This is a genomic window from uncultured Hymenobacter sp. (assembly GCF_964243305.1).
In the GTDB taxonomy this organism is placed as follows: domain Bacteria; phylum Bacteroidota; class Bacteroidia; order Cytophagales; family Hymenobacteraceae; genus Hymenobacter.
On the sequence record NZ_CAXTEF010000003.1, the window covers coordinates 135,053 to 160,706 of the forward strand.

Genomic DNA, 25,654 nt, shown 5'->3' on the forward strand with positions numbered 1-25,654 from the left:
CACCACCACATTTCCCGCTTTTTCATGGCTCGTCTGCCCCATTTATTTCTCGGCGGCCTGCTGGCGCTGGCCGCCCTGACGGCCGCCCAGGCGCAGGTGGTAGTCGTCAGCTCGCCCAGCTGGGGGCCGGCCGTTCCAGCTTCGGCCCAGTATTACTACCTGCCCGAAGTGGGCGGCTACTACGATTTGCGCGCCCAGCAATACCTCGTGCGGCGCGATGGCCAGTGGCAGCGCCTGAACCAGCTCAACGGCTCCAACCCCACTTCTTGGCACCCCGTCGTGATTGACTACGTGGGCGCCGAGCCCTGGAGCCGCCACGACGAGTACCGCCGCCGCTACCCCGCCAGCCTGCCGCCCGGCCAGCGCAAGCGCCTCGAAAACGGCAAGGCCCTACCCCCCGGCCAGGCCAAAAAGTACCGCGACGACCGCAACCACGATGATGACCAAGGCAAGAAGGGCAGAGGCCACGGCAAGCATTAGCCCGACCTTCCCTACCCCCTGTTTCCACCCTAGCCGCCGCGCCCCGCAACGGGCGCGGCGGTTTCGCGTTCAGTCGGGCATGGAAACTAAGCCCACTTATCAGCCCGTCAGCTGCTCGTTCTACGATGAGTTGGAAGCCCGCGCCACGCTCGGCCAGCCCTGTACGCTGCGCTACCGCACCGGGGCCGATGCGCCGCCTGTAACGTACCGGGGCATTATTGCCGACCTGTTTATCCGCGACAAAGTGGAGTGTCTGCGCTTGGCTGATGGCTTCGAGCTGCGCCTCGATACGTTGCTGGCCGTGGACGACAAGGAATTGCGTAACTACTGCTGACGCTCAACGGAGTAAAAACTACTGAAAGCGCACCTCAAAGCTGCCTTCCTCAATAGTAGCAGTTTGGTCGGCGGGCGCTTGCAACACTCCCTCAAACGTGCCGGCGATAAGCCGTTGCGCGGCGTCGTAGCGCGTGATGATAAGTCGGACCGGCGACGTGGCGGCACTACGATACGCGACGCCTACGCCTTGGTCATAGTGCAACAGTTCGACGTAGCCGGGGCCGGACATGACGAGCGAAGTATCAGGTGGAGGATTACCTAATTCGTAGTGCCCTACCCCCCTGAAACCCGTCAGGGTGATAGAAAGGACACCAGGGCGCAAATCGTTAGCCCGTATCCGCAGCACCCGGTCGGACCCGAGGCGGGCGTACAGCGACGTATCGGATAGGCTATCCGGCAATGGACGGCGTTCAGAGCGGCTGTTGTAGGAGCCGTCGAGTGAGTCAGTTGCTGCGCTCAACTCAAAATGAAGCGTATTGAATACGCGGGCAGCCAGCGCGGCCTCGTGGCGCTGCTGGCGGCGGTAATCACGCACTTGTTCCAATAAGGAAGCCTGCCACTCTTTGGTTTGCTCCGGCAAATACGTTAGAGGAGGCGTAGGGACACTGACTACAACCCAGGTAGAATCAGGCTGGTCAGGCGGCAACTCGGTCAGGAAATTAAAAAAGGGCGATAGGGGCCGGACAATAACCGGGCGATACTGCGGATACAGCGGGGCCGACCGATATTGTACAGTGGCGTTGCCTCGCTTGAATAAAACTTGAGTAATTATGGCATCTTGCCTCGATGACTTAGACAACAAATCCCTCAGGACCAATGCGGGCACGATAGCATAGTAGCTTATTATGAAAAAAAGAAGAAAATTCAGGCACAGCAACACCAGCAACACCTTTAGCAGCAGCTTTACGACACCCCGGCTTCCACGCACTAGTTCGCGCAACAGCCACTGAACGAACGGTGACGCGGCGCGGGCAGCAAAGTGGTTGGGGCCAGTACCAATGAGCGTCAGCAGGGCCGCGGCAGCGCCGGTTAGTAAGGCGTAGTTGAATTGACTAAACTCAAACCAGGGCAACCAGCAAAGCAACGTCGCGCTAAGGCTGCCGGCCCAGGTCCAGCTTAGGGCTCCCGGCGCAATTATTTTCAGCTTACCTAAAATTCGTGTGGGAGAAGGCACCAGATGGTAAGAGCAGGTTGTAATGTTCACACGGATTATCCCGCTTCTCAATCAGTCTTGCAGCCTGACCAGCTCTACTCCTAAAACGCGGCGCTGCCGGGGAAGCGCGGGAAGGGAATCACATCGCGGATGTTGCTCATGCCGGTCACGAACAGCACGAGGCGCTCGAAGCCTAGGCCGAAGCCGGCGTGCGGCGCCGTGCCGAAGCGGCGCAAATCCAGGTACCACCAGAGGTCGTCTTCGGGCACGTGCATCTCCTGCATCCGGGCTTGGAGCTTCTCCAAATCTTCCTCGCGCTGCGAGCCACCGATGATTTCGCCGATGCCGGGAAACAGCACATCCATTGCCCGCACAGTGCGCCCGTCCTCGTCCAGCTTCATATAGAAGGCCTTAATTTCCTTCGGATAATTCGTCAGAATGACGGGCCTTTTGAAGTGCTTCTCGACTAAATACCGCTCGTGCTCACTTTGCAAATCGGTGCCCCAATCGACGGGAAACTCGAACTTCTGCTTCGCGGATTTCAGGATTTCGACGGCCTCGGTGTAGGTCAGGCGCTGGAAGTCGTTCTCGACCACGAAGTTGAGCCGGCCCAGCAATTCCTTGTCGTACTGCTCCTGCAAGAAGGCCAGGTCGTCGGCGCAGTGATTCAGGGCGTACTTGACCAGGCTTTTGAGGAAGTCCTCGGCCAGGTCCATGTTGTCTTCTAATTCATAGAAAGCCATTTCCGGCTCCACCATCCAGAACTCGGCCAGGTGGCGGGCGGTGTTAGAGTTCTCGGCCCGGAACGTGGGGCCGAAGGTGTAGATTTTGCCCAAAGCCAGGGCGGCAATCTCGCCTTCGAGCTGCCCGGAAACCGTTAGGTTGGTTTGCTTGCCGAAGAAGTCCTCGGCGTAATCCACCGAGCCGTCGGCCGTGCGCGGCGGGTGCTCCGGCGGCAAGGTCGTCACGCGGAACATCTGCCCCGCGCCTTCGGCGTCGGAGCCAGTGATGATGGGCGTGTGGACGTAGAAGAATCCGTGGGCATTGAAGTAGTTGTGGATGGCAAACGCCAGCGCGTGCCGGATGCGCAAGACCGCGCCGAACGTGTTGGTGCGGGGCCGCAGGTGGGCAATCTCGCGCAACGCTTCGAGCGAGATACCTTTCTGGTCACTTCCGCGCTTTTGGAGGGGGTAGGAAGCCGAGTCGGCCTGGCCGATAACGGTAATTTCCGTGGCCTGCACTTCCACGGCCTGCCCTTTGCCCTGCGAGGCCACGAGCTGCCCGCGTACGGCCAGGCAGGCGCCGGTGGTCACGTCCTTGAGCGACTCTTCGGGAAACTGCTCGGCAGCAGCCACGATTTGCAGGTTATGAATCGTGGAGCCGTCATTGAGGGCGATGAACTGCACGTACTTATTGCCGCGGCGCGTGCGCACCCAGCCTTTGACAAGCACCTCGCGGTCGAGGGTGGCAGCGGCCAGCAGTTCTTTGACGCCGGTGCGGCGCAGGGTTTCAGTAGCCATAAGGTCGCGGAAATGAGCGGGCAAAGGTAGGCGGAATGGGCGCGCATCAAAATGCGCAGCGGCGCACTTGGCGCGGGGCTGTGCCTCGTGCCAACTACTATCCGGCCTCCGGCCGGAAGAACGATGACGCCAGCACGACAGCCCGGCTAATCGACGCTACTGGCGCGACCCAGCTGAAGGCTAGGCAGCAGTCGGCACGGGGCACAGCCCCGCGCCAATTTCCAGGTCCGTTCCCTACCCCTCAATATTTCCGCTTTCTTTCTAGTAAGCCTACCCCTACATTTGGGGGCGGGCCGCAAAAGTCCGGCCATCCTTGCTGTCTTTTTGCCCTCTCCGCCCGCCATGCAACGCCTCGACCTCAAGCAGCTGCTTTCCCAAAAGCTTAGCCCTCAGCAAATTCAGTTCATCAAGCTGCTGCAAATTCCGACGGCCGAACTCGATACCCGCATCAAGGAAGAGCTGGAAGTAAACCCGGCCCTGGAGGAAGATGAGGCCGACGACGCACCCGAAGAGGCCGAGCGCGACGACGATGACGGCGACGCGGACGACCCGGACGCGGAGTTCGACAACCCCGATAACACCCTGGATGAGGACTTCGATGGCGATGGCGGCAGCAGCGAGCAGCCGGAAATCGAGCTGCCGACCCCCAAGGACGACGACGGCCCCGCCGACACTGCGGAGACGGCCGACACCGCCGAGCTGGACCTGAGCGACTACCTGCACGATGACGAAATTGCGGGCTACAAGATGCAGGGCGACGGCCCCGGCGAGGAAGAAGAGCGCGAAATGCCGCTGGCCGACAACAGCGCCTCGCTGCACGACGCCCTGCTCGACCAATTGGGCTTCGCCAACCTCAATGAGCGGCAGCAGGCCATTGGCGAACAGCTGATTGGCTCGATTGACGGCGACGGCTACATTCGCCGCGATTTGGCGGCCATTGCTAATGATTTGGCGTTTTCACGCAACATCGAGGCTACTGTATCCGAAATTGAGGCGGTGCTGCGCGTGGTGCAGGGCTTCGACCCGCCCGGCATCGCCGCTCGCGACCTGCCGGAGTGTTTGCTTTTGCAACTGGAGCGCCGCCCGGCCGATGAGGCCACGGACAATGCCCTGCGCATCATCGAGCAGACATTTGAGGAATTTAGCAAGAAGCACTACGCCCGCATTCAGCAAAAGCTGGACTTAGAGGAAGATGAGCTGAAGGAAGCTATTGGCGTCATTCTCAAGCTCAACCCCAAGCCCGGCGGCACCGGCCCGACCGGCACCGGCCGCGGCGGCATTCAATACCTGATGCCCGACTTCATTCTCACGAACGACAACGGGCAGATGAGCCTGACGCTCAATGCGCGCAATGCGCCGGAGCTACGCGTGAGCCCGGCCTACACCGAGATGTTCCGGACCTACGACAAGGCCGCCAAGAAGGACAAAAAGATGAAGGAGGCCGTGACGTTCGTCAAGCAAAAGCTCGACTCGGCCAAGTGGTTTATCGACGCCATCCGGCAGCGGCAGAACACGCTCTTACGCACCATGAACGCCATCGTGGAGTTGCAGCGCGAATTTTTTGTGGAGGGCGATGAGACCAGGCTGCGGCCGATGATACTCAAGGACATTGCCCAGAAAATCGACATGGATATCTCGACCGTGAGCCGAGTAGCCAACTCAAAATCAGTGCAAACTGAGTTCGGCATTTATCCGCTCAAATACTTCTTCTCGGAAGGTATTGCCACTGACTCGGGCGAGGACGCGAGCAGCCGCGAAGTAAAAAGCATCCTGAGAGACCTGATTGAGAAGGAAAGCAAGGAGCGCCCGCTCTCCGACGACAAGCTGGAAAAGATGCTCAACGCCCGCGGCTACAACATCGCGCGCCGCACAGTAGCCAAATACCGCGAACAGCTGAATTTGCCGGTGGCGCGACTGCGCAAGGAGCTATAGGCAGCGCACCGCAGAGGCTGAAGGCTGGCAGCCGGTCGGCACGAGCGCCAGTTGGCTTGGCTTTCGCGCTGGCAAGGGGGGTAGGGAATTAGTCAGGCTTCCCCGCGACAGCCGCCGCTCGCGGCCGGTTAGCGACAGCGGGCAGTTTCCGGAGGGTCAGGGGGGTAGGGCTGACTAAGGCTCAGCTTAAGCTTCTCTGGTGCCGCGAAATTACTTTAGATTCTTTTTATAATCATACTAGCACGCTTGTTCTTTACGGGCATCCAACCAGAGGCAGCGTACATTGCCGAACCTGCTGATAGCCCTATATGATTGATTTGGCGCGGTTTGTGCGCGGCTGCGAGCTGATGCGTAAGCTTACTTCTATGCTAGACGCTGGGGCTAGTGGTCAGTGCTAAGCTTCACAGTACTATTTAGAAAGCCGCACTCGGCGTATCTTGCTGGCTCCTGCTGCCGGCCCCGCTTATGATTATGCTACCCCCTGGTTCTGCTTCTGCCCCTGCTGCCCCGCCTGGCCTGGCGGCTGAGCTAGCTGAGCTGCGGGCGGCACTGCGGGCCGAGCGGGCGCGGCGGGCGCAAGCCGAGGCCGAAGTAGTCCGGCTGCGGGAGTTGGCGCAGTTGCTGGCGCTCAACCCCAACCCCGTGCTGCGCCTGGCCGCTGATGGTACCGTGGGTTTCGCCAATTCTGCCGCCGAGGCGCTGGCCCTGGAGCTGCGCACCAGCGGCCCGAGCGTGCTGCGCCCGCGCTTGCAAAGCGCCACCACCGAGGCCCTGCGCACTGGCCTGCCGCAGGTGCGGGAGCTGCGCAGCGGCGGCCAGGATTTCGTGCTCTACGCCGTGCCCGTGCCCGATGAAAGCTGCGCTCTGCTGTATCTGACCAACATCACGGCCCAGCGCGCGGCCGAGCAGGAGCTGCGCGAGCAGCAGGAGCTGCATGAGCTGACCTTGCGCCACCTGCCGGCCTCGGTGAGCGTGCTCGATGCCGACCAGCGCTGCCGCTACCACAACACCAACGACCCCGCGGGCCCTGACCAGCCCGACTGGCGCATTGGCCACACGTTCGGCGAGTTTTGTATGCACTATGGGCTGCCGTTCACACTGGCCACCCGTCGTCGCCGCCTCTTCGAGCGGGCCGTGCGGATGCGGGCCGCCGTGGAATGGGAAGAGCAGTGGCCTACGCCCTCGGGCTCGCAGCAGCCCACCTTCTGGCTGCGCTCCTACCAGCCCGTGTTTGCTTCCGACGGCCGCCTGCGCCTGATGATGAGCTACGGCCTCGACATCACCCGCCGCCGCGAAGCCGAGGAAGCCACCCGCCGCAGCGAAGCCGCCGTGCTGGCCCAGCAGGCCTTTACCAGCCTCGTGCTCGACACGCTGCCGAACGTAATCTTCGTGCGCGACGCCGAGGGCCAGATTGTCTTCAGCAACGCCGCCATGCGCGAGGCCATCGCGGTGCTCGACCAGAATATTGAGGCCGAAGGCGCCCGCGCGGGCGTAGCGCAGCAGGAAAGGCAGCGCCACGCCGACGCCGACGTCCAGGTGCTGCAAACCGGCCAGCGCATCACCACCAGCGACGCTCTCACGCTGGCCAGCGGTGAGGTGCGCTGGTTCCAGACCATCCGGCAGCCGCTGCTGCTGCCGGGCGGCGGGCCGCCGCAGGTGCTGGGTGTGAGCACCGACATCACGGCCCTCAAGCGGGCGCAGCAGGCGGCCGAAGCCGCCGCCTCGGCCCGCGAGAACTTCCTGGCCAACATGAGCCACGAAATTCGCACACCGCTCAACGGAGTGCTGGGCATGGCCGGCCTGCTGGCCGGCACGGCGCTTGACACCGAGCAGCAGCAGTTTCTGAGCGTGATTCGCAACTCGGGCCGCAACCTGCTGGCCGTGCTCAACGATGTGCTGGACATGGCCAAAATCACGTCGGGCAAGCTGGAGCTGGAGCACATTGCCTTCGACCTGCCCACGGCCCTGCACACGGCCGCCCAAACCCTGGCTTTCCGGGCCACCGAGAAAGGACTGGCATTTGAGCTGAAGCTGCCGCCCATCCTGCGGCGCCCGGCCTGGGTGAGCGGCGACCCCTACCGCCTCACGCAGGTGCTGCTCAACCTGCTCTCGAATGCCATTAAGTTTACGCCCCAGGGCCGCGTGATGCTGGAAGTGCAGGTGCTGCGCCGCCGCCGTCAGCACTTGCAGCTGCGGGTGCTGGTGCGCGACACCGGCCCCGGCATTGCGCCGGAGCGGCAGGAAGCGGTGTTCGACTCCTTTGCCCAAGCCTACGCCAGCACCGCTCGCCAGCACGGCGGTACCGGCCTGGGCCTGAGCATCTCGCGCGGCCTGGTCGAGCAGCTGGCGGGCGGGCCGCTGCTGATTTGCAGCGCCGAAGGCCAGGGCAGCACGTTCGGCTTCGTGCTGCGCCTGCCGCGCGTGGCGGCGCCGGCCGCGCCGGTGGCCGGCAACGTCCCGGCCGCTGCCGTGCGCGGGCGGCGGGTGCTGCTGGTCGAGGACAACGCCGTGAACCGCGAGCTGGCCCGGCTGCTGCTCGTGCGCCACGCCGTGCGCGTCGACCAGGCTACCAACGGCACCGAGGCACTGGCCTGCTTCGACGAGCACCGCTACGACGCCGTGCTGATGGACATTCAGATGCCCGGCATGAACGGCCTCGAAGCCACCGCCCACATGCGCCGCCACCCCGACCGGGCGCGGGCCGCTACGCCCATCATCGCGCTCACGGCCAACGCTTTCCGGGCCGATGCTGAGCGCTACCGCGCCGCCGGCCTCGACGATACGCTGGCCAAGCCCTTCGAGGAAAGCGAGCTGCTAGCCAAGCTGGCCTCGGTGCTGCGCCCGCCAGCTTTGGCGCCGGGCCCGGCGGCGCACGCCGCCGACCTGCCCGTCGACCTGGTCCTGGAGCCGGCGCCAGTCCCGGCGCCGCCTACCCCCCCTGCTCCCGGCCATGCCCGGCCCTACGACCTGACCTTGCTGCGCGAAACCGCGCAGGGCAGTGCCGCCTTTATGAGCCGCATTCTGGCCGCATTTCAAGCCAACACGCCGGCCAGCCTGGCCGAAGTGGCCGCCGCCCGCGTCGCGGCCAACTGGCCGGCCCTGGCGGCCGTGGCGCACCGGCTGCGGCCCACGCTGCGCCTGTTGGGCGCCACGGCTCTGCTGCCCGCGCTCGCTTTGCTCGAAGCCCCGGACACGCCCGACCCGGCGCGCCTGGCCGCCGCCGCGGATTTTGAGCACGGCTTGGCCGAGCTGCTGCGCGAGCTGCCACGGGAAGTCACGGAGGCGGCGCTGGCTGAGGGCTGAGGCAGGAGCGGCAAGCTTCTCCCGCGGCCGGCGCGGCAACGTCATTGCGCTAAATCCCTACCCCCCTCGCGCAGCAAAAAGCCCCACCGCAAAGATGCGGCGGGGCTTTTGTAGAAAAACCAGCATTCCCTACCCCCCCTTACGGCTGCAAGGTGAACGTGCGGGTGACCGAGTTGAACGGACCGGGGATGAGCGTGCCACTGCTGTCGACCAGCTCCAGCTTCACCGTGTTCTGGCCGATGGGCAGGCCTTCCATCATGTAGGGCAACCAGCGGTCGAGCATGAACTCGGTGCCATTGATGGTGGCGCGCACGTTGTTGCCGCCGGGCTCCAGGGTGGTGTTGACCAGGTAGAAGTCCAGCATCACGCGCTGGGTTTCGGCCGGGCCGGTGTAGGTGTCTTTGGGGCGGCTGTAGAACAGGTGCGGGGCCCGCAGGTCCACGTTTAGGGGCGTGGGCGGGGCTTGGCCCACGTTTACTACGCGCAGGTCGTAGGCGCCGCGGTGCTTGAGGCTTTCGTGGTAGGAGCGAGAGAGGAAGCTCAGCACTACGTGCTGACCGTCGGCGATGGGCTTGCTGAACTTGGTCTCGTAGTGGGCCGAGTAAGGCTGATTATCCACGATGTTGTGGATGTGCTGGCCCTTCATGGAGTTAGCCATCTGGGCGGCGTGCTCAGAGCCCGTCATCTGGGTGAGGCGGAAGTTGGTCAGCTCATAGCTGAACGGCACCGCGCCGCTGGGCTGGGTGGCGCCGGGCGGCGGCGAAGTCAGGCGCAGCTGGGCCTCGGTGTACTTGGGCGAATCGTCGAAGGGCGTCAGGTTGATGCCGTTCTTTTGCATGGTCGGGAGGCCGGAGCTGCGGCGCGGCGCCGAAGTGCCGGCGGGCGAAGTGGCCGAGCTGCTGGCGTTAGCCGCCGCGTCAACGCCTTGTTTCGACGTGTCGCAACTACCGAGGACGGCCAGGCCAGCCAAGGCGAGAGGCAGGCTGCGGAGCAGCCCCAAAGAAGTTTTCATAAATGAAAAAATGGTAGAGGAAAAGCAAATAGGCAGGGATAGCAGAGGCCGGCGTTTTGTTTAACTTGCGCCAAAAGCTGTAAATCAGCCCCAAAGTAACCTCAAAATTTATTATGCCAGCTCAACAATATCCGCTGCCTGACCACATTCCTTCCCTCGACCTGGCCGATTTTCGCTCCGCCGACCCGCAGCGCAAAGCCGCCTTCGTGCAGCAGCTCGGCGAAGCCTACCAGAGCATCGGCTTTGTGGCCCTGAAAAACCACGGCCTCAGCGGCGAGCAGACCCGGCAGCTTTACGCCGATGTGCAAGCCTTTTTCCAATTGCCCGACCCGGCCAAGCAAGCCTACGAAGTGCCCGAGCTGGCCGGGCAGCGCGGCTACATCAGCAAGGGCAAGGAGCACGCCAAGGGCCGCAACACCGGCGACTTAAAGGAATTCTACCACGTGGGCCAGGAAGTGGAAGACCAGACCGACCCCGTGCGCCACGAGTACCCGGCCAACATCTGGCCGCAGGAAGTGCCTGGTTTTCAGCAGAGCACCTTCCGCGCCTACCGCACCCTGGAAGCCGCCGGCCAGGACGTGCTGCGCGCCATCGCTTTGTACCTGGAGCTGCCCGAAAACTATTTCGATGATAAAGTGAAGAGCGGCAACTCCATCCTGCGGCCCATCCATTACTTCCCCATCGAAGACCCCGATGCGGTGCCCGCCGACGCCGTGCGCGCCGCCGAGCACGGCGATATCAACCTGATTACCTTGCTCATGGGCGCCTCCGCCGATGGCCTGCAAGTCCTGCGCCGCGACGGCCAGTGGATTCCCATCACGGCCCTGCCCGACCAGATTGTGGTCAACGTCGGCGACATGCTCCAGCGCCTCACCAACGGCGTGCTGCGCTCCACCATTCACCGCGTCGTGAACCCGCCCCGCGAGAAGATGAACACCTCGCGCTACAGCATTCCTTTCTTTATGCACCCGCGCTCGGAGATGAGCCTGGCCGCGCTGGCACACTGCATCACGCCCGACAACCCGAAGCACGAAGCCGACATCACGGCCGGCGAGTTTCTGAATGAGCGGCTGATTGAGCTGGGGTTAAAGAAAAAATAGGGGGTAGGAAAAAGACGAAAAAGACCGTCATGCAGAGCGCAGCGAAGCATCTCGCGTGGGGAAGTAATCAATGGCAAACAACGATTGGATTACTATCCCTGGCGAGATGCTTCGCTGCGCTCTGCATGACGGTCTGCTAGTATGAGTGCCCCTTCCCTACCCCCCTCGCCCGCCGAAGTCTCGCTGACGCCCCCGCCGCGCCGCTCGGGCAAGCGCACGCGCCGGGTGCGGGGCTTTATTTTCCTGAAAGATGTGGCCGGGCTGGCTTGCACAGCTTTTGGCGGACCGCAGGCGCACTTGGCGCTGTTCTTTCGGCTCCTGGTCGATAAGCGCCGCTATCTCAGCGCCGCCGAGCTGCTGGAGCTGCAAGCTTTGTGCGCGCTGCTGCCGGGCCCCACCTCAACCCAGACCATCACGGCCATCGGCTTCCGGCTTGGCGGGCCGAACCTGGCCTACCTTACCCTGCTGGTCTGGTGCACGCCGGCGGTCATTATCATGACCCTGGCGGGCCTGTTCATGAGCCGGCTCGACCACGCCTACACCATGCGGCTGGTGCAGTTTGTGCAGCCCGTGGCGGTGGGGTTCGTGGCGTTTTCGGCGTACCGAATTGGGCAGAAAGTTATCCAAACGAAGACCGCCGTGGCGCTGGCCGTAGCCTCGGCGATGGTGGCGTATTTTTTCCAGACGCCCTGGGTCCTACCCCTGCTGCTGCTGGCGGGCGGCGCCGTCACGACGCGGCGCTACCGCCGCCACGCCGTGGTTGAGAATAAGCAGCCCATGCGCATCGAGTGGGCCAACTTCGCGCTTTGGGGCGGCACGTTTCTGGTGGCGGCGCTGCTGGGCCACTACACGCGGCTGCTGCCGGTGCGCCTGTTCGAGAACTTCTACCGCAACGGCTCCTTGGTTTTTGGGGGCGGGCAGGTGCTGGCGCCGCTCTTCTTCGCCGAGTTCGTTGAGTTCAAAAACTACCTTACCGCGCCGGAGTTTTTGTCGGGGCTGGGGCTGGTGCAGGCCCTGCCGGGGCCGAATTTCTCGTTCGCCTCCTACATCGGGGCGCTGGCGATGCGGCCGGCGGGCAGCACCTCCGGGCAGGTGCTAGGCGCGCTGGTGGGCGCGACGGGCATCTTTTTGCCCGGCACCTTCCTCATCTTCTTCGTCATCCGCTTCTGGGACCAGCTCCGGCAATACCGGGTCGTGAAAGCCTCGCTGGAAGGCATCAACGCCGTCAGCGCCGGGCTGGTGTTTGCCGCCACGCTGCTGCTCTACCATCCGCTGCCCGACCGCCTGCTGGCGCTCCCTACCCCCCTCGCAAACTGGAACGTGCCCCTGAACCCGCTGCTGGTCGGCCTCACGTTTCTGGTCTTGCTCTGGGAGCGGGTGCCGAGCGTAGCCATCGTGGGGGCGGCGCTGGCAGCGGGCGCTTTTATCAATTAGCAGTTGACAATGAGCGGTTAACAGTGAGCAATTGACAATGAGTAGTTGGTAATTGCTCATTGTCAATTGACTTACCGCTCGCGGATGATTTTAAAGAATGCTTCCCGGTAGGTTTCGCCCACCACGATGGTTTCCTGGCCGATGGTGAGCGTATTGTCATCGATAAGACGCAGGTAATTGAGCGAGACGATGTAGGACTTGTGCACGCGCAGGAAGGGCGGCTGCGGCAATTGCGTTTCCAGCTCCCGCAGGCTTTGGTAGGTGACGAGACGCTGGCCGGGCAGGTAGATGGAGACGTAGTTTTTCAGCCCTTCGATATAGAGAATATCGGCGTGCGCGACCCGCTGAAACTTGTTTTTGCTCTCGCCTTTGACGAACATGTAGTTGGGCGAGGGGGGTAGGGAAACTGGTGGCGCGGCTAGCGCTGGCGCGGCGCTGGCCCCGGCTGGCGGCGTGAGCAGGGCGTAGGCTTTCTGGGCGGCGCGCAAAAACCGGTCGAAGGCAATGGGCTTGAGCAGGTAGTCCACCACGTCGTGCTCGTAGCCTTCGAGCGCGTACTCGGGGTAGGCGGTGGTGAGGATAACCTTGCACTTGGGGCCGCAGAGCTTGAGAAACTGCAAGCCGGTCAGCTCCGGCATCTGAATATCAAGAAACACCACGTCGGCGCGACCTTCCTGCACCCACATGAGCGCCTCGAGCGGCTTGGTGGTGGTGCCGGCCAAGGTCAGAAACGGCACCTTCTCGATGTAGGCGGCCAGGATGCGGGTGGCGTAGGCTTCATCATCGACGGCGATACAGCGCAGCATGGGCGGGCGGTTAGGGGGTAGGCAATTCCAGCCGGGTCTGGTGCACGGCGCCGTCGTCGTGGATGGTGAGCGAGTGCCGGCCGGGGTAGAGCAGCGCCAGCCGGCGCCGGAGGTTGGCCAGGCCAATGCCGGTGGTGGCGTCGCGCTGGTGCTGGCCGATGTGGTTGCGCACCTCAAACAGCAGGCTGTGGTCGGGGCGCAGGTGCAGCCCGATTTCGATGGGCCGGTCGGCCGCGTCGGTCACGCCGTGCTTGAGGGCGTTTTCGACGAACGGAATCAGCAGCAGCGCCGGTACCCGCTGGCCATTGAGTTGACCTTGCAAGTCGAAGTTTACGAAGAAGTTATCCTCAAAGCGCAGGCGGTAGAGCGACAGGTAGTTTTCCAAATAGTCAACTTCCTGAGCCAAAGCCACAGTGTCGTCGGGGCTCTCGTGCAGCATGTAGCGCATCAGGGCCGAGAGCTTGAGCACGGCCTCGGCCAGCGGCTCGGAGACGGGGTAGGCCAGGGAGTAGAGGTAGTTGAGCGTGTTGTAGAGGAAATGCGGGTTGATTTGGGTTTTCAAGAACGCCAGCTCGGCCTGGGTTTTCTCCTGCTGGAGCAGTTGCAGGGCCAGTTGGTTTTCGCGTTCTTTCTCGCGCAGGAACGCCTCCTTAATTCCCCACACGGCGGCGGCCAAGGCTACCATCGGTAGAATAAAGTAGGCGTTGTCCTGTAAATAGTAGCCCAGGGTGAGCCCCGGCGCGTAGTTATGAAAGCCAAACAGCAGCGGCAGCAGCACTTCTTCCAGCCCGTAGCGAATAACGACGAACACGATGGGCGTACTCAGCAGCCCCGGCACCAGCAGCACCCGCCGGCCCCGGCGCATTCCCAGCGGAAATACGAGCAGCAGGCAGTAGTAGAACAAGCTTATCAGGCTGAACCAGAACGTGAGCTGCACCAGTAGGATTTTGTAGAGGCCGGGCGTGATGGGCGCGTTCCGCAGGGCTTGCCACCACGAGGTGTAACCGGCTATCAGCCCCCAACCCAGCATCTGATAAAGCAAAAGGCGCGCGCGGTTCATGGGCCAAAAGTAGCGGGCGCCTCATGCGCAGCGCAGCTTATTATTCCAACCGGGTCAATTGCGGTACGACTCCCCGTCTTGCGGGGACGTAGCCGCTTTGCAGGCTTTTTGGCGGATTGGAATACGGTTTAACTGGGTTGGGATAATAAATTTTCGGCGGGGTGGCCGGCCCAACACCTTTGTCGCATCACCTTCACCAACTGCCCTTATGCTACTCTTCGCCTCCTCGTTTCGCCCCCTGCTGGCTGGCCTGCTCCTCGCGCTGAGCTTGGCCCTACCCGTCGCTGCGCAACCGAAAGCCGGGCCGCCCAACGCTAGAATCAAGGTTTATCTGGTCGGCACGTTCCACTTCAACGGCTCAAATGATGTTAATAAGGGCAGCAAGACAGACATGAGTAATGCGAAGAGGCAACAGGAGTTGGAGGATATGATCGGCCGCCTAGCCAAAACCAAGGCCGATAAAGTTTTCGTGGAGTGGATGCCCAGCCGGCAACGCTTCGTGGATAGCACCTACGCGCTTTACCGCCAAAATAAATTCACGCTCGGCAACAATGAAGTGTACCAAGTGGGCTACCGGCTGGCCAAGCGCCTGAACCGCCCCCGCGTGTACTGTGCCGACGCCGACGGCGTATTCGACTATGAGGCGGCTACTGCTTACGCCAAGGCGCACGGGCAGGAAAAATTGCTCGCCAGCGCGTTTTCCAATTCGGAGCCCGACAGCGTGGGGCAACTAATGGCCGCGCGTGTCGGCACCCGGATTGGCGTTGGCCCCGACCTACAGGACCCGCCCGGCGAAACCTTGTTAGCTAAGCTAATTCGCTACAACTCGGCGCGGTTTGCGCAGGCAAACATGGATAGCTACCTGCTCACCGGCGCCCGCGTGGGCGGCGGCGACAACTACGCCGGCGCCGACCTGGCCGGCGAATTCTATAAGCGCAACATGCGCATCTACACCAATCTGCTGCGCGCCGTGGACGTGCAGCGCGATAAAGCTATCATCCTCATTATCGGGGCCGGCCACGTCAGCTTCCTGCGGGAGCAGCTCTTGTACAGCTCTCTGTTTGAAGTGCAGGATGTGCTGCCGCTGCTGACGGCCAAGTAAGTAGTCGAGCTATTAAATTCCCTACCCCCCTCTGTCATCCTGAGCCTGCGAAAGATCTTACTACGCTCGAACGATTTGCTGTAATCAGATTACCGCGTCGTACCGGCGCGAGAAGGTCCTTCGCAAGCTTGGGAGGACAGAGGGGGGTAGGGCTTCTTGCTGCGCAACTACTCGCCCATGATGAGCTGCTCCGGCAGGTTGAGCAGGTAGTCGCCGTAGCCGCTTTTGCGCAGGGGCTCCGCGATGCGGCGCAGTTCGTCGGCCGTGATAAAGCCCTGGCGATACGCCACTTCCTCGATGGCGCCTACTTTCAGGCCCTGGCGCTGCTCAATCACGCGCACGAACTCACCGGCCTGCATCAGGCTCTCGAAGGTGCCCGTGTCAAGCCAGGCGGTGCCGCGGCCCAGGATGCCGACCTTGAGCGTGCCGCGCTTGAGGTATTCGCGGTTTACGTCCGTGATTTCATATTCGCCGCGCGGGCTGGGTTTTAGGTTCCTGGCAATTTCGATGACGTCGTTGTCGTAGAAATACAGGCCCGGCACGGCGTAGTTGCTCTTAGGCCGGGCCGGTTTTTCCTCAATGCTGAGGGCCCGGCGGTTCTCGTCAAACTCGACCACGCCGTAGCGCTCCGGGTCGAGCACGTGGTAGGCGAAGACGACGCCGCCGTCGGGGTCGCTGTTGGTTTTGAGCAGCTCTTCCATGCCCGCGCCGTAGAAAATGTTGTCGCCGAGCACGAGCGCCACCTTGTCCTGGCCAATGAAATCAGCCCCAATCACGAACGCCTGCGCCAGCCCGTTGGGTATCTCCTGAATGGTGTACTGGAAGTCGCAGCCCAGATTCTGGCCATCGCCGAGCAGCTTCTGAAACTGGGCCTGGTCGTGGGGCGTGGTGATGATGAGCACCTCCCGGATGCCGGCACTTAGCAAAATCGAGAGGGGGTAGTAAATCATCGGCTTGTCATAGACCGGCATGAGCTGCTTGCTCACGGCCAGCGTGAGTGGGTGCAGGCGCGTGCCGGAGCCGCCGGCGAGGATGATGCCTTTCATGGGGGGTAGGGAAAGTAGCCTGGACTCTGCGAGTTGGGGCGTTAAAAAATGGTTAACGCCCGGACTCACAGAGTCCAGGCTACAAACTAATTGCGCTGCTGAATGAAATCCTGGTTCGCCTTAAACCATTGTAACGTCTGCCGCAAGCCTTCCCGGATGCGCACTTGCGGGTCGTAGCCGAGCAGATTTTGGGCTTTGGAAATATCGGCCAGCGAGTCTCGAATGTCCCCCGCCCGGTCGGGCCCGAAAACCGGCGCCAAGTCCGAGCCTGCTTCCTGGCGCAGAATATCATACATCTCGACCAGCGACGTGCGGTCGCCGACAGCAATGTTGTAGACCTGATTGATAGCGTCTGGATTCGTGGTCAGCGCCGCGCGGATGTTGGCCTGCACGCAGTTTTCCACAAACGTGAAGTCGCGGGTCTGGCCGCCGTCGCCGTTGAGCGTGGGCGACTGATTGCGCAGCAGCGCGTCGATGAAAAGCGGAATCACGGCCGCGTAGGCGCCGCCGGGGTCCTGGCGCGGGCCGAAGATGTTGAAGTAGCGCAGGCCGATAATTTCCTGCCCGTAGGTGCGGCCGAACACGTCGGCGTACAGCTCATTGGCGTACTTCGTCACGGCATAGGGCGAGAGCGGCTTGCCGATGCGGTCCTCGACTTTGGGCAGGCCCGGATGGTCGCCGTAAGTGCTAGAGCTGGCCGCGTACACGAAGCGCCGCACGCCCGCATTTTTGGCGGCCGTGAGCATCTGCACGAAGCCGCCCACGTTCACGTCGTTGGTCAGCACCGGGTCGTTGATGGAGCGCGGCACCGAGCCCAGCGCTGCCTGATGCAGCACGATATTAACACCCGCGCAGGCCGTGGCGCAGGCCGCCGCGTCGCGGATGTCGCCGTCCAGGATTTCCAGATTTGGATGGCCGGCAAACAGCGTCAGGTTTTTGTGGAACCCATTCGAATAGTTATCAAACGTGCGCACCTTTTGCGCGCCGTATTTCAGCAGATACTCCACGATGTTGGAACCAATGAAGCCGGCCCCGCCCGTGACGAGAAAAGTTAAATTGTCTAGAGGCTGCTCGTGGAAGGGTTGGTCGTACATAGGGGGGTAGGGTGCGGGGCTTGCCCCCGCCCGGCACTCGCGCCGGTTGGGTGTCAGGTAATAGGTGTCGTTCAGGCGCCGGGCGGGGGCAAGCCCCGCCCCTACGCACCGTACTGCTTTAAATTATATTCCTGATACGCCCCGCTGGTCACGCTAGCAAGCCATTCTTCATTGGCCAGATACCAATCCACGGTTTGCGCCAAACCCTGCTCGAAGGTTACGCTCGGCTTCCAGCCCAGCTCGCTCATGATTTTCGAGGAGTCGATGGCGTAGCGCATGTCGTGGCCGGCGCGGTCGGTGACGAAGGTGATGAGCTTGCGGGAGGTGCCGGTGGGCTGGCCGGTTTTCTCGTCCACCACATCGCAGAGCAGCTGAATCAGCTTCAGGTTCTGCCACTCGTTCACGCCGCCGATGTTGTAGGTGTCGCCGAGCTTGCCCTGGTGGAACACGGCGTCGATGGCCGTGGCGTGGTCTTTCACGAAGAGCCAGTCGCGCACGTTCTCGCCCTTGCCGTAGACCGGCACCGGCTGCCCGGTGCGCAGGCGGTGAATGGCGAGCGGAATCAGCTTCTCCGGGAAGTGGTTGGGCCCGTAGTTGTTCGAGCAGTTCGAGAGCTTGACGGGCAGGCCGTAGGTATGGTGCCAGGCGCGCACGAAATGGTCGGAGCTGGCTTTGGAAGCTGAATATGGCGAGCGGGGGTCGTAGGCCGTTTCTTCGGTGAACATCTCGGGCCCGAAATCCAGCGAGCCGTACACTTCATCAGTGCTGACGTGGTAGAAGGTATGGCCCTCATAGCCATCCGGCTTCCACAGGTTCTTGGCCGCGTTCAGCAGGTGTACCGTGCCCAGCACGTTGGTGCGCACAAACGCCAGCGGGTCGGTGATGGAGCGGTCAACGTGGCTTTCGGCGGCGAGGTGAATCACGGCGTCGGGCTCTTCTTTGGCAAACAGCTCGTCGACAAACGCCTGGTCGGCAATATCGCCCTTGACGAAGCGGTAGTTCGGCGCGTTTTCAATGTCGCGCAGGTTTTCCAGGTTGCCGGCATAGGTCAGCGCGTCAAGGTTGAGAATCTGGTAGTTGGGGTATTTCTGGACGAAGAGGCGCACGACGTGCGAGCCGATGAAGCCGGCGCCGCCGGTGATGAGAATTTTCATAGTGCTTATGTAATATCTGCGCAAAGAGCCGGTCATGCCGAGCACAGCGCAGTGGAGTGAAGCATCTCGCTCGCGTAAGTAATCAACGGCTACTAACAGTTGGACTACTGCTGCCCGCGAGATGCTTCACTCCGCTGTGCTCTGCATGACCGGCTCTTTGCGTTCTGCATGAGTTCTTTATATTCCCTACCCCCTCCTATTTCCCCAAGGCCTGCTGCCACTTCCAGGCGCTGGCCAGCGAGTCCTCCAGCGAGGTTTCCGTCGTGAAGCCCAGCACCTCAGTGGCCTTGGTCACGTCGGCGTAGATGGCGGGCACGTCGCCGGGGCGCGGCTCGCCGATGCGGTAGTTGAGCTTCTGGCCGCTGGCTTTCTCAAAGGTCTGCACCACTTCCAGCACCGAGTTGCCGCGGCCGGTGCCCAGGTTGAAAGTTTCCACATTGTCGCTCTCGCCCGCCAGCAGGCGCTGCACGGCCACGACGTGGCCCTTGGCCAGGTCCACGACGTGGATGTAGTCGCGGATGTTGGTGCCATCGGGCGTATCGTAGGTGTCGCCGTAGATGGTGAGCTGCTCGCGGATACCGGCAGCGGTCTGCGTCACGAAGGGCACTAGGTTCTGCGGTACGCCCAGGGGCAGCTCGCCGATTTTGGCCGACTCGTGCGCGCCAATCGGGTTGAAGTAGCGCAGCAGAATGGTGCGCAAGGTGCCGCCGGGAGCGTGCACGACATCAGTGAGAATGTCCTCGCAAATCTGCTTGGTGTTGCCGTAGGGCGAGTTGGCCTTCTTGGTCGGCGTCGCCTCCGTCACCGGCAGCGCGTCGGGCACGCCGTACACGGTGCAGGACGAGGAGAAAACCAGGTTGTTGACCTGAAAACTGCCCATCACCGTGAGCAGGCTTAGCAGCGAACCCAGGTTGTTGCGGTAGTAGTGCAGCGGCTTGGCCACCGACTCGCCTACGGCTTTGGAGGCGGCGAAGTGAATGACGCCTTGCAGGTCTTTTTCGGCCTCAAACACCCGCCGCAACGCCGCCTCGTCGGCCACGTCAAGCTCGTAGAAGGGCGTTTCCACGCCCAGGATTTCGCGCACGCCGGCCAGCGCCGACTGCTGCGAGTTGCTGAAGTCATCGGCAATAATCGGCTGAAAGCCGGCCTGATACAGCTCGACCACGGCGTGGGAGCCAATGTAGCCGGCGCCGCCGGTTACGAGGATTTTGGTACGTTGTTCGGTCATATTAGAAGTTTTAGATTCCCTACCCCCCATTCGTCATGCTGACGAAGGAAGCATCTTATCACCAGAGAACGAGCACTAATCAGTTGGTTACTGCCTCGTTCTAACCTGATAAGATGCTTCGCAGGCGGACGCCAGATGAGCATGACGAATGGGGGTTAGGGATTTCAGATTGTATTCGTTCTACAGGCTCCAGTACTGCATCTCGCGCACCTTGCCGCGGTAGAGGCCCTTGATATCAACGAGCACGGATTTCTCGCCGGTAATCGATTGAAAATACGCTTCGTCCTTGCGCACGTAGGCTTCGTGGCTGACGGCCACAATCACGGCGTCATAATCCTCGCGTACCTCGGCGGGCGCGGTGAGGCGGAAGCCGTACTCGTGATGCAGCTCGTCGGAATCAGCGTGCGGGTCCACGATGTCGACGTTGACGCTAAAGTTTTTTAATTCCTGAATCACATCAGCCACCTTGGAATTGCGGATGTCCTCCACGTTTTCCTTGAACGTGGCGCCCATCACCAGCACCCTGCTCTTGGCCACGTCCTTGCCCTGCCGAATCATCATCTGCACGGTTTTGCGGGCGATGTAGGCGCCCATATTATCATTCGTGGTGCGGCCACTCAGGATAACTTTCGCGTCGTAGCCCAGCTCTTTCGCCTTGTACGTCAGGTAGTACGGGTCGACGCCGATGCAGTGGCCGCCTACCAGGCCGGGCGAGAAGCGCAGGAAGTTCCACTTCGTGCCGGCCGCTTCCAGCACCTCGTAGGTATTGATGTTCATGCGGTCGAAAATCATCGACAGCTCATTCATCAGGGCGATGTTGACGTCGCGCTGGGTGTTTTCGATGATTTTGGCCGCCTCCGCCACCTGAATCGAGCTGGCCCGGTGCACGCCGGCGCGCACCACCAGCTCGTAGAGCTTGGCGATGATGTCGAGGCTTTCGGCGTCGCAGCCAGCCACTACTTTCACAATCGTCGCCAGCGTGTGCTCCTTGTCGCCGGGGTTAATGCGCTCGGGCGAATAGCCCACCTTGAAGTCCGCCTGAAATTTCAGACCCGAGAGCTTCTCGAGCACCGGAATGCAGTCTTCCTCGGTGCAGCCGGGGTAGACGGTGCTCTCAAACACCACGTAATCGCCTTTTTTCAGAACTTTGCCCACGCTGGTGGAGGCGCCAAGCAGAGGCTTCAAATCGGGTTGGGCGTGCTCGTCGATGGGGGTAGGAACGGCCACGATAAAGAACGTGGCCTGGCGCAGCACGTCGAGCGAGTCGGTGAAGGTGATGTCGCAGCCCTCAAAGTCCTGCGCCTCCAGCTCGCCGCTGGGGTCGATGCCCTGGCGCATCTGGTCGATGCGCTGGGCGTTGATATCGAAACCGATAACCTTGAGATGGCGGGCAAACTCAAGGGCAATAGGCAGGCCTACGTAGCCAAGGCCGATGACGGCCAGCGTGGCCTCTTTGCGGATTAATTCGTCGTACACGTCTACTGGTTGTTGCTGTAAGTATTATTTTTTGGCAAAGTGGCCGTTTGCCGAATAGTCTTCCGAATAAACTGTATTAGTGGTGTGGTCTAACTCATAAGCGTCGCCAGTCGCGGGGCAGCGGGCGAAACCGCTCTGGTCGAAGTGCAACTTCTCACCGTAGGCACTTATCCAGCCGCGTTGCTGGGCGGGGGCGCCGTACACCAAGGCAAAATCCGGTACGTCCCTGGTCACCACGCTGCCCGCCCCCACAAAGGCGTAGCGCCCCAGCTGCACGCCGCACACAATAGTTGCATTGGCCCCAATGCTGACGCCGCGCGCCAGGAAAGTGGCTAAGTAGTGGCCTTCACCGCGGCGGGGCACCGCGCTGCGCGGATTTTTCACGTTCGTAAACACAGCTGAGGGGCCGATGAACACGTCGTCCGCACAAACCACGCCATCGTAGAGGCTCACGTTGTTCTGCACCTTCACGTTGCGCCCCAACCGCACGCCGCCGGCCACGAATACGTTCTGGCCTAAGGAGCAGTTTTCGCCCAGCTCGCAGCCCGCGCTCAGGTGGCAGAAGTGCCAGATGCGGGAGCCGGCGCCCACGCGGCAGCCCTCATCGAGGATGGCGGTGGGGTGGGCGTAGAAGTCGGCAGCGTTGGGCTCGGCCACGGGGGTAAGCAGCGGGGTTCAGCCGGCAAAGGTAAGGCGGGGTAGGGCGTTGGGCAGAAAGCAGGGGGGTAGGGTTGTATTTTTGGGAACCTCTAACCCGCCTTTTTTAACTTACTCATGGGCCTGCCCGCCTGCGTTTCGCCCGAAAACTACCTGCGGCTGGAGCGCGAAGCCGAATTCAAACATGAGTATTTCGATAGGGTAATTGAGGCAACATTGGCGAGCCAGGCGGGAATGGGGCGGCAAGCTAAAGCGGAATCGGGTAGGGCGCGGGGCGCGCCCCCGCCCGGCCGCCGCGCCGCCCTGATTCCTGTTCAACGACGGGCGGGGCGCGCCTCCCGCCCCTACTGTCCGCCATCGCGTCGCACCGGGCCGGGTCCTACCCCCCTGCTGGCTGCCCGCCGTCCCCGGTTTTGTCATTTGCATGAATAGCTCCCTACCCTCCTTCGCCGCCCCAACGCTGGCCGCACCCGAAACCGCCGCCGCGCCCGCCCGCCGCGGGCCGGCGCGGCTACTGGCCCTACTGGCGCAGGCGCTGCTGCTGGGCTTCACCTACGCCAAGCTGCTTTTCCATCCGGGCCAATATCTGATAATTGACCAGTACGACGGCATCAAGAGCTACTTCTCCATCGCCTCTTTTCTGCGGCAGCCGCTGGGCGACGGGATGCTGGTGCGCGGGCACAACTACCCGTTTGGCGAGTACATGTACTACACCGACAGCACGCCGCTGCTGGTGGCGCCGCTGCACTGGCTCGTGCAACTGGTGCCGGCGCTGGCACCGTATGGATTGTATCTCTACGACTTATTTATTCTCAGCAATTTGTTGATCAGTACCTGGCTGCTGGTGCTGATTCTGCGGCGGCTGGCGGTGCCGACGGCCCTGACGGTGCTGCTGGCCGTGGCCCTGCCCTGGCTGGGCCCGCAAACCATCCGCCTCAACGTGGGGCACATGAGCCTGGCCTACACACCGGCTATCTTGTTTGTAATCTGGCGCTTACAGCACCTGCACGCCGCCTGGCGCCTGAATGCGCCGCTGGGCCGGCAGTTTGGCTGGCTGGGGGTAGGGATTGTGGCGTCGTCGTGGCTGCACTTCTACTATTTGCCGCTGCTGGGCGGCACGCTGGGTTTTTTCGTGGTGGGGCTGCTTTATGAGAGCAGGCGGGCCGGCCGGCCCTGGCGCGGACTGGTAGTGGGCACGGGCGCCACGCTGCTGGCCAGCCTGGCCCTGACCTGGGGCCCGCTGCGCTGGCTCGACCCGCGCTACGCCGAGCGGCCCGTGGGCAGCAGTGGCTACGACTGGATTGAGTGGCGGTTTCAGTTCACAGGGCTCTTTCAGGGCTATGTCTATAATAAAATCCGCTTTCCCTTCGAGCGCATGGGACAGGTGCCCTATGAGTCATCGGCTTACCTGACGAGTTTCGTGCTGTTTGGGCTGCTGCTGGTGGCGGGGCTGCTGCTAGTGGGGCGCCTGCCTGCGGCGGCTCGCCTGCCAGCCGCTGTGGCCGATGAGCAGGCGCAGTTTCTGAAATACTTGCTGCTGGCCAGCTTGCCGCTCGCCTTCATCGCGCTGGGCGAAAATATTGAGCTGGACAACAGTGGCTACGTGGTACACAACTACCTGAATGTGTTTCGCTGGCTGCGCAAAATCACGGAGCGCATCACACAGTTTCGGGCGCTGGGGCGGTTTATCTGGCCGTTCTGGTGGGCCCTGGTGCTGGGCTTCGGCTGGTATGCGGCGCGCTGGCGACACCTGCGGGGCCTGCGCTGGGCGCTGCTGGCGCTGAGTGCGCTGCTGATAGTTGATACCTTGAATGCCGCGCGGCACTTCCGCACGGCCACGCAGCGACCCAATCTGTTGGCGGCCTCGGCGGTGGCCGCCAGTCCCGCGCAGCAGCTAGTAGGCTGGGCCGAGAAGAGCCGCTACCAAGCCATTTTGCCCCTGCCCTACTTCCACGTCGGCACCGAGCCCGAGGGCGGCGCGGAGCTGAACGTCGACCCCGACGACCCGCATTGCAACACCACGTATCAGCTCTCGATGGCCACGGGCCTGCCCCTGATGTCGCACAAGGCCACCCGCGCCATTCGCTTGCAGGCCCAGCAGCTATACGCTATTTTCCGGCCCGGCGGCCCCGACCCCGCCCTGCTCGCCCGCCTCGACCAGCGCCCCATTCTCGTTTTCCTGGATTCGGCCTACTACGACGGCCGCAACAACTACTACCGCGACCAACTCAAGGACCGCCCCGAGGGGCGAGCCGCCTTCGAGCGTGCCCCAGACTTCATCCGCGAGCAGCACCTGCGCCGAATAAGTCACCAAGGCAATTGGTCGCTGTACGAATGGTTTCCCAAGGGTAGGAAATGAAGAATGAGGCCTAAAATTCAGAAGGTCAGTAATTCCCTACCCACTCCCCCTCTATTGCACTGGCCCAATCAGCAGCAGGCGGCGAGCTTGCTCCTCGGTCTGGCCGGCCCAGATGGCGGGGATGACGGCGCCCTGCCCGGCTGTGTCGGCCCGGTAGAGCCAGCCGGGGGTAGGCGCTGGCAGGGTCACGCCGCGCAGGCCGGGCATTTCGAGGTAGGTATTAGGGTCGAGCTGCCGGAGCCAGGCCACGGCGTACACGAGCCACAGGTCGCGGTAAGTGGAGGGCTGGGTGGCAAACCACGAAATCTCGTCCAGCCCCCAGAGCCAGGGCCACTGCCCCGGCTGGCCCGGCCGGGCGGCCGGGCCCCAGTTGTCCAGCTCGACCAGCGCGGGCTGCTGGCGCACGAGCCAGCCACCCGGCGCCCGGCCGCCCCGGCTGAGGCGGTAGATGGCATCGGTTGGGCCCTTGTTCTCGGCAATTTCGAGGCGGGCGCCGTGGGTGCCGGCCCGCACCGTGTCCAGCTCGGCGGCGCGCAGCGGGTAAGCGTGGAAGTCGAAAAGCAGCTGGCGCAGCGAATCCGGGAGCGGATGAGCCGGGTCGGGATCGTAGAATTCGCCGTGAGTGTGAGCGTCGCAGAGCACGAAGCCCCGGTTGCGGGTGCGAGCGTAGGCACGCACGCGTTGCAGCAGTTGCCACCAGCCACGGTGGCCGGCGTCGCGGCGGTTCATGAGCATGACCTGGCCGAAGTGCAGGGCCTCAATGCCCGCATCGAGTTGGCGGCGGGCGCAGTGATAGAACCAGAGCTGGGTTTCGGGCCGGCTCATATCCGGCATGCCAGGGGCCTGGCCGGGCGGGCGGCTATCCCAGCGGACATGGCCCGAATCGACAGGGCTGAAATAGCCCGGATACATCATGTCGGCGAAGCGGAAGTTGCGCCGGGGCACGGCCAGCGTGTCCTCGCCCACCTCTACTCGCAAAGCATTCGGCACTAGCAGGTTGCTGACGTGAGGCCAGAGAATTTCGAAGATGGCGCCCTGCACCACCATGCTTGGCTGGGCGTGGTGCAGCTCGGCCACGTGACGGCGCAAGCTGTCATACACGGCCTGCTCCTGGGTGGGGCTCTCGGGCGTGTACCAGAAGCCGCCTACCCGCCCAGCGAAGCGGGTACCGGCGGCCCCGGCCCAGGTGGTGAACGCGCGCCACTCGGCGGGCTTGAGGCCACTATGGTCCTGAATGGTCATGGCGCGAGCCAGGAAATGGCGCGTCAGCGAATCGGAGAGGGGCAGGGAATTTTGGGCGGATGCGGCCAGCGTTTGAGCCGTGGCTACCGGGCCGGGCAGCCGGAGCAACGCCAGCGTGATGATCAAAATTCTTACGGCCGCACGCATCATTTCCTACCCC

20 protein-coding genes are annotated in these 25,654 nt (G+C 62.6%); 8 read left to right on the forward strand and 12 right to left on the reverse strand.

What is annotated here, in order from left to right:
* The first annotated feature begins 24 nt into the window (after positions 1 to 24).
* Positions 25 to 480, forward strand: a complete 456-nt coding sequence (locus ACFE70_RS03445) for a hypothetical protein (protein ID WP_375416315.1) — start codon at positions 25 to 27, stop codon at positions 478 to 480.
* 79 nt (positions 481 to 559) lie between these two features.
* On the forward strand, positions 560 to 814 hold the full coding sequence (locus ACFE70_RS03450) for a hypothetical protein (RefSeq protein WP_375416316.1): 255 nt from the start codon (positions 560 to 562) through the stop codon (positions 812 to 814).
* Positions 815 to 832: 18 nt separating this feature from the next.
* Here ACFE70_RS03450 and ACFE70_RS03455 read toward each other — a convergent pair whose 3' ends face one another.
* Positions 833 to 2,020: a hypothetical protein gene (locus tag ACFE70_RS03455; protein WP_375416317.1), complete on the reverse strand. Its 1,188-nt coding sequence runs from the start codon at positions 2,018 to 2,020 to the stop codon at positions 833 to 835.
* 50 nt (positions 2,021 to 2,070) lie between these two features.
* A complete protein-coding gene (asnS, locus tag ACFE70_RS03460) occupies positions 2,071 to 3,489 on the reverse strand; it encodes an asparagine--tRNA ligase (protein ID WP_375416318.1) in 1,419 nt (472 codons plus the stop codon).
* 342 nt (positions 3,490 to 3,831) lie between these two features.
* Between asnS and rpoN the strand changes: the two genes are divergently transcribed.
* Both rpoN and ACFE70_RS03470 read left to right on the forward strand, forming a co-directional pair.
* The gene (rpoN, locus tag ACFE70_RS03465) at positions 3,832 to 5,421 is read left to right on the forward strand and encodes an RNA polymerase factor sigma-54 (protein ID WP_375416319.1); all 1,590 of its coding nucleotides are present in this window, start codon (positions 3,832 to 3,834) and stop codon (positions 5,419 to 5,421) included.
* 465 nt (positions 5,422 to 5,886) lie between these two features.
* Complete coding sequence (locus tag ACFE70_RS03470) at positions 5,887 to 8,724, forward strand: response regulator (protein WP_375416320.1); 2,838 nt, start codon at positions 5,887 to 5,889, stop codon at positions 8,722 to 8,724.
* Positions 8,725 to 8,863: 139 nt separating this feature from the next.
* Here ACFE70_RS03470 and ACFE70_RS03475 read toward each other — a convergent pair whose 3' ends face one another.
* On the reverse strand, positions 8,864 to 9,736 hold the full coding sequence (locus ACFE70_RS03475; RefSeq protein WP_375416321.1) for a hypothetical protein: 873 nt from the start codon (positions 9,734 to 9,736) through the stop codon (positions 8,864 to 8,866).
* A gap of 113 nt (positions 9,737 to 9,849) precedes the next feature.
* Here ACFE70_RS03475 and ACFE70_RS03480 point away from each other — a divergent pair, with 113 nt between their 5' ends.
* The gene (locus ACFE70_RS03480) at positions 9,850 to 10,836 is read left to right on the forward strand and encodes an isopenicillin N synthase family dioxygenase (RefSeq protein WP_375416322.1); all 987 of its coding nucleotides are present in this window, start codon (positions 9,850 to 9,852) and stop codon (positions 10,834 to 10,836) included.
* Between the two features lie 141 nt (positions 10,837 to 10,977).
* Positions 10,978 to 12,270 carry a chromate efflux transporter gene (chrA, locus tag ACFE70_RS03485; RefSeq protein ID WP_375416323.1) on the forward strand — a complete coding sequence of 431 codons (1,293 nt, stop codon included), beginning with the start codon at positions 10,978 to 10,980 and terminating at the stop codon, positions 12,268 to 12,270.
* Positions 12,271 to 12,341: 71 nt separating this feature from the next.
* Here the strand turns inward: chrA and ACFE70_RS03490 are convergent, their stop codons facing one another.
* Both ACFE70_RS03490 and ACFE70_RS03495 read right to left on the reverse strand, forming a co-directional pair.
* Positions 12,342 to 13,076, reverse strand: a complete 735-nt coding sequence (locus tag ACFE70_RS03490; protein WP_375416324.1) for a LytR/AlgR family response regulator transcription factor — start codon at positions 13,074 to 13,076, stop codon at positions 12,342 to 12,344.
* Between the two features lie 10 nt (positions 13,077 to 13,086).
* Positions 13,087 to 14,136 (reverse strand): sensor histidine kinase, encoded by a 1,050-nt coding sequence (locus ACFE70_RS03495; RefSeq protein WP_375416325.1) that lies wholly within the window; start codon positions 14,134 to 14,136, stop codon positions 13,087 to 13,089.
* A 208-nt stretch (positions 14,137 to 14,344) separates the two neighbouring features.
* Here ACFE70_RS03495 and ACFE70_RS03500 point away from each other — a divergent pair, with 208 nt between their 5' ends.
* Positions 14,345 to 15,238: a DUF5694 domain-containing protein gene (locus tag ACFE70_RS03500; RefSeq protein ID WP_375416326.1), complete on the forward strand. Its 894-nt coding sequence runs from the start codon at positions 14,345 to 14,347 to the stop codon at positions 15,236 to 15,238.
* Between the two features lie 167 nt (positions 15,239 to 15,405).
* Here the strand turns inward: ACFE70_RS03500 and rfbA are convergent, their stop codons facing one another.
* From rfbA to ACFE70_RS03530, 6 genes are all read right to left on the reverse strand, one after another.
* Complete coding sequence (rfbA, locus tag ACFE70_RS03505) at positions 15,406 to 16,284, reverse strand: glucose-1-phosphate thymidylyltransferase RfbA (RefSeq protein ID WP_375416327.1); 879 nt, start codon at positions 16,282 to 16,284, stop codon at positions 15,406 to 15,408.
* An 86-nt stretch (positions 16,285 to 16,370) separates the two neighbouring features.
* Positions 16,371 to 17,378 carry an SDR family oxidoreductase gene (locus ACFE70_RS03510; protein WP_375416328.1) on the reverse strand — a complete coding sequence of 336 codons (1,008 nt, stop codon included), beginning with the start codon at positions 17,376 to 17,378 and terminating at the stop codon, positions 16,371 to 16,373.
* Positions 17,379 to 17,479: 101 nt separating this feature from the next.
* A complete protein-coding gene (rfbB, locus tag ACFE70_RS03515; RefSeq protein WP_375416329.1) occupies positions 17,480 to 18,532 on the reverse strand; it encodes a dTDP-glucose 4,6-dehydratase in 1,053 nt (350 codons plus the stop codon).
* Between the two features lie 196 nt (positions 18,533 to 18,728).
* Positions 18,729 to 19,760: a UDP-glucose 4-epimerase GalE gene (galE, locus tag ACFE70_RS03520; RefSeq protein ID WP_375416330.1), complete on the reverse strand. Its 1,032-nt coding sequence runs from the start codon at positions 19,758 to 19,760 to the stop codon at positions 18,729 to 18,731.
* 180 nt (positions 19,761 to 19,940) lie between these two features.
* The gene (locus ACFE70_RS03525) at positions 19,941 to 21,236 is read right to left on the reverse strand and encodes a nucleotide sugar dehydrogenase (protein WP_375416331.1); all 1,296 of its coding nucleotides are present in this window, start codon (positions 21,234 to 21,236) and stop codon (positions 19,941 to 19,943) included.
* 24 nt (positions 21,237 to 21,260) lie between these two features.
* Complete coding sequence (locus ACFE70_RS03530) at positions 21,261 to 21,893, reverse strand: acyltransferase (RefSeq protein WP_375416332.1); 633 nt, start codon at positions 21,891 to 21,893, stop codon at positions 21,261 to 21,263.
* A gap of 424 nt (positions 21,894 to 22,317) precedes the next feature.
* Between ACFE70_RS03530 and ACFE70_RS03535 the strand changes: the two genes are divergently transcribed.
* A complete protein-coding gene (locus tag ACFE70_RS03535) occupies positions 22,318 to 24,252 on the forward strand; it encodes a hypothetical protein (RefSeq protein ID WP_375416333.1) in 1,935 nt (644 codons plus the stop codon).
* Positions 24,253 to 24,303: 51 nt separating this feature from the next.
* Here the strand turns inward: ACFE70_RS03535 and ACFE70_RS03540 are convergent, their stop codons facing one another.
* Positions 24,304 to 25,644, reverse strand: a complete 1,341-nt coding sequence (locus ACFE70_RS03540) for a hypothetical protein (RefSeq protein WP_375416334.1) — start codon at positions 25,642 to 25,644, stop codon at positions 24,304 to 24,306.
* Positions 25,645 to 25,654: the final 10 nt, after the last annotated feature.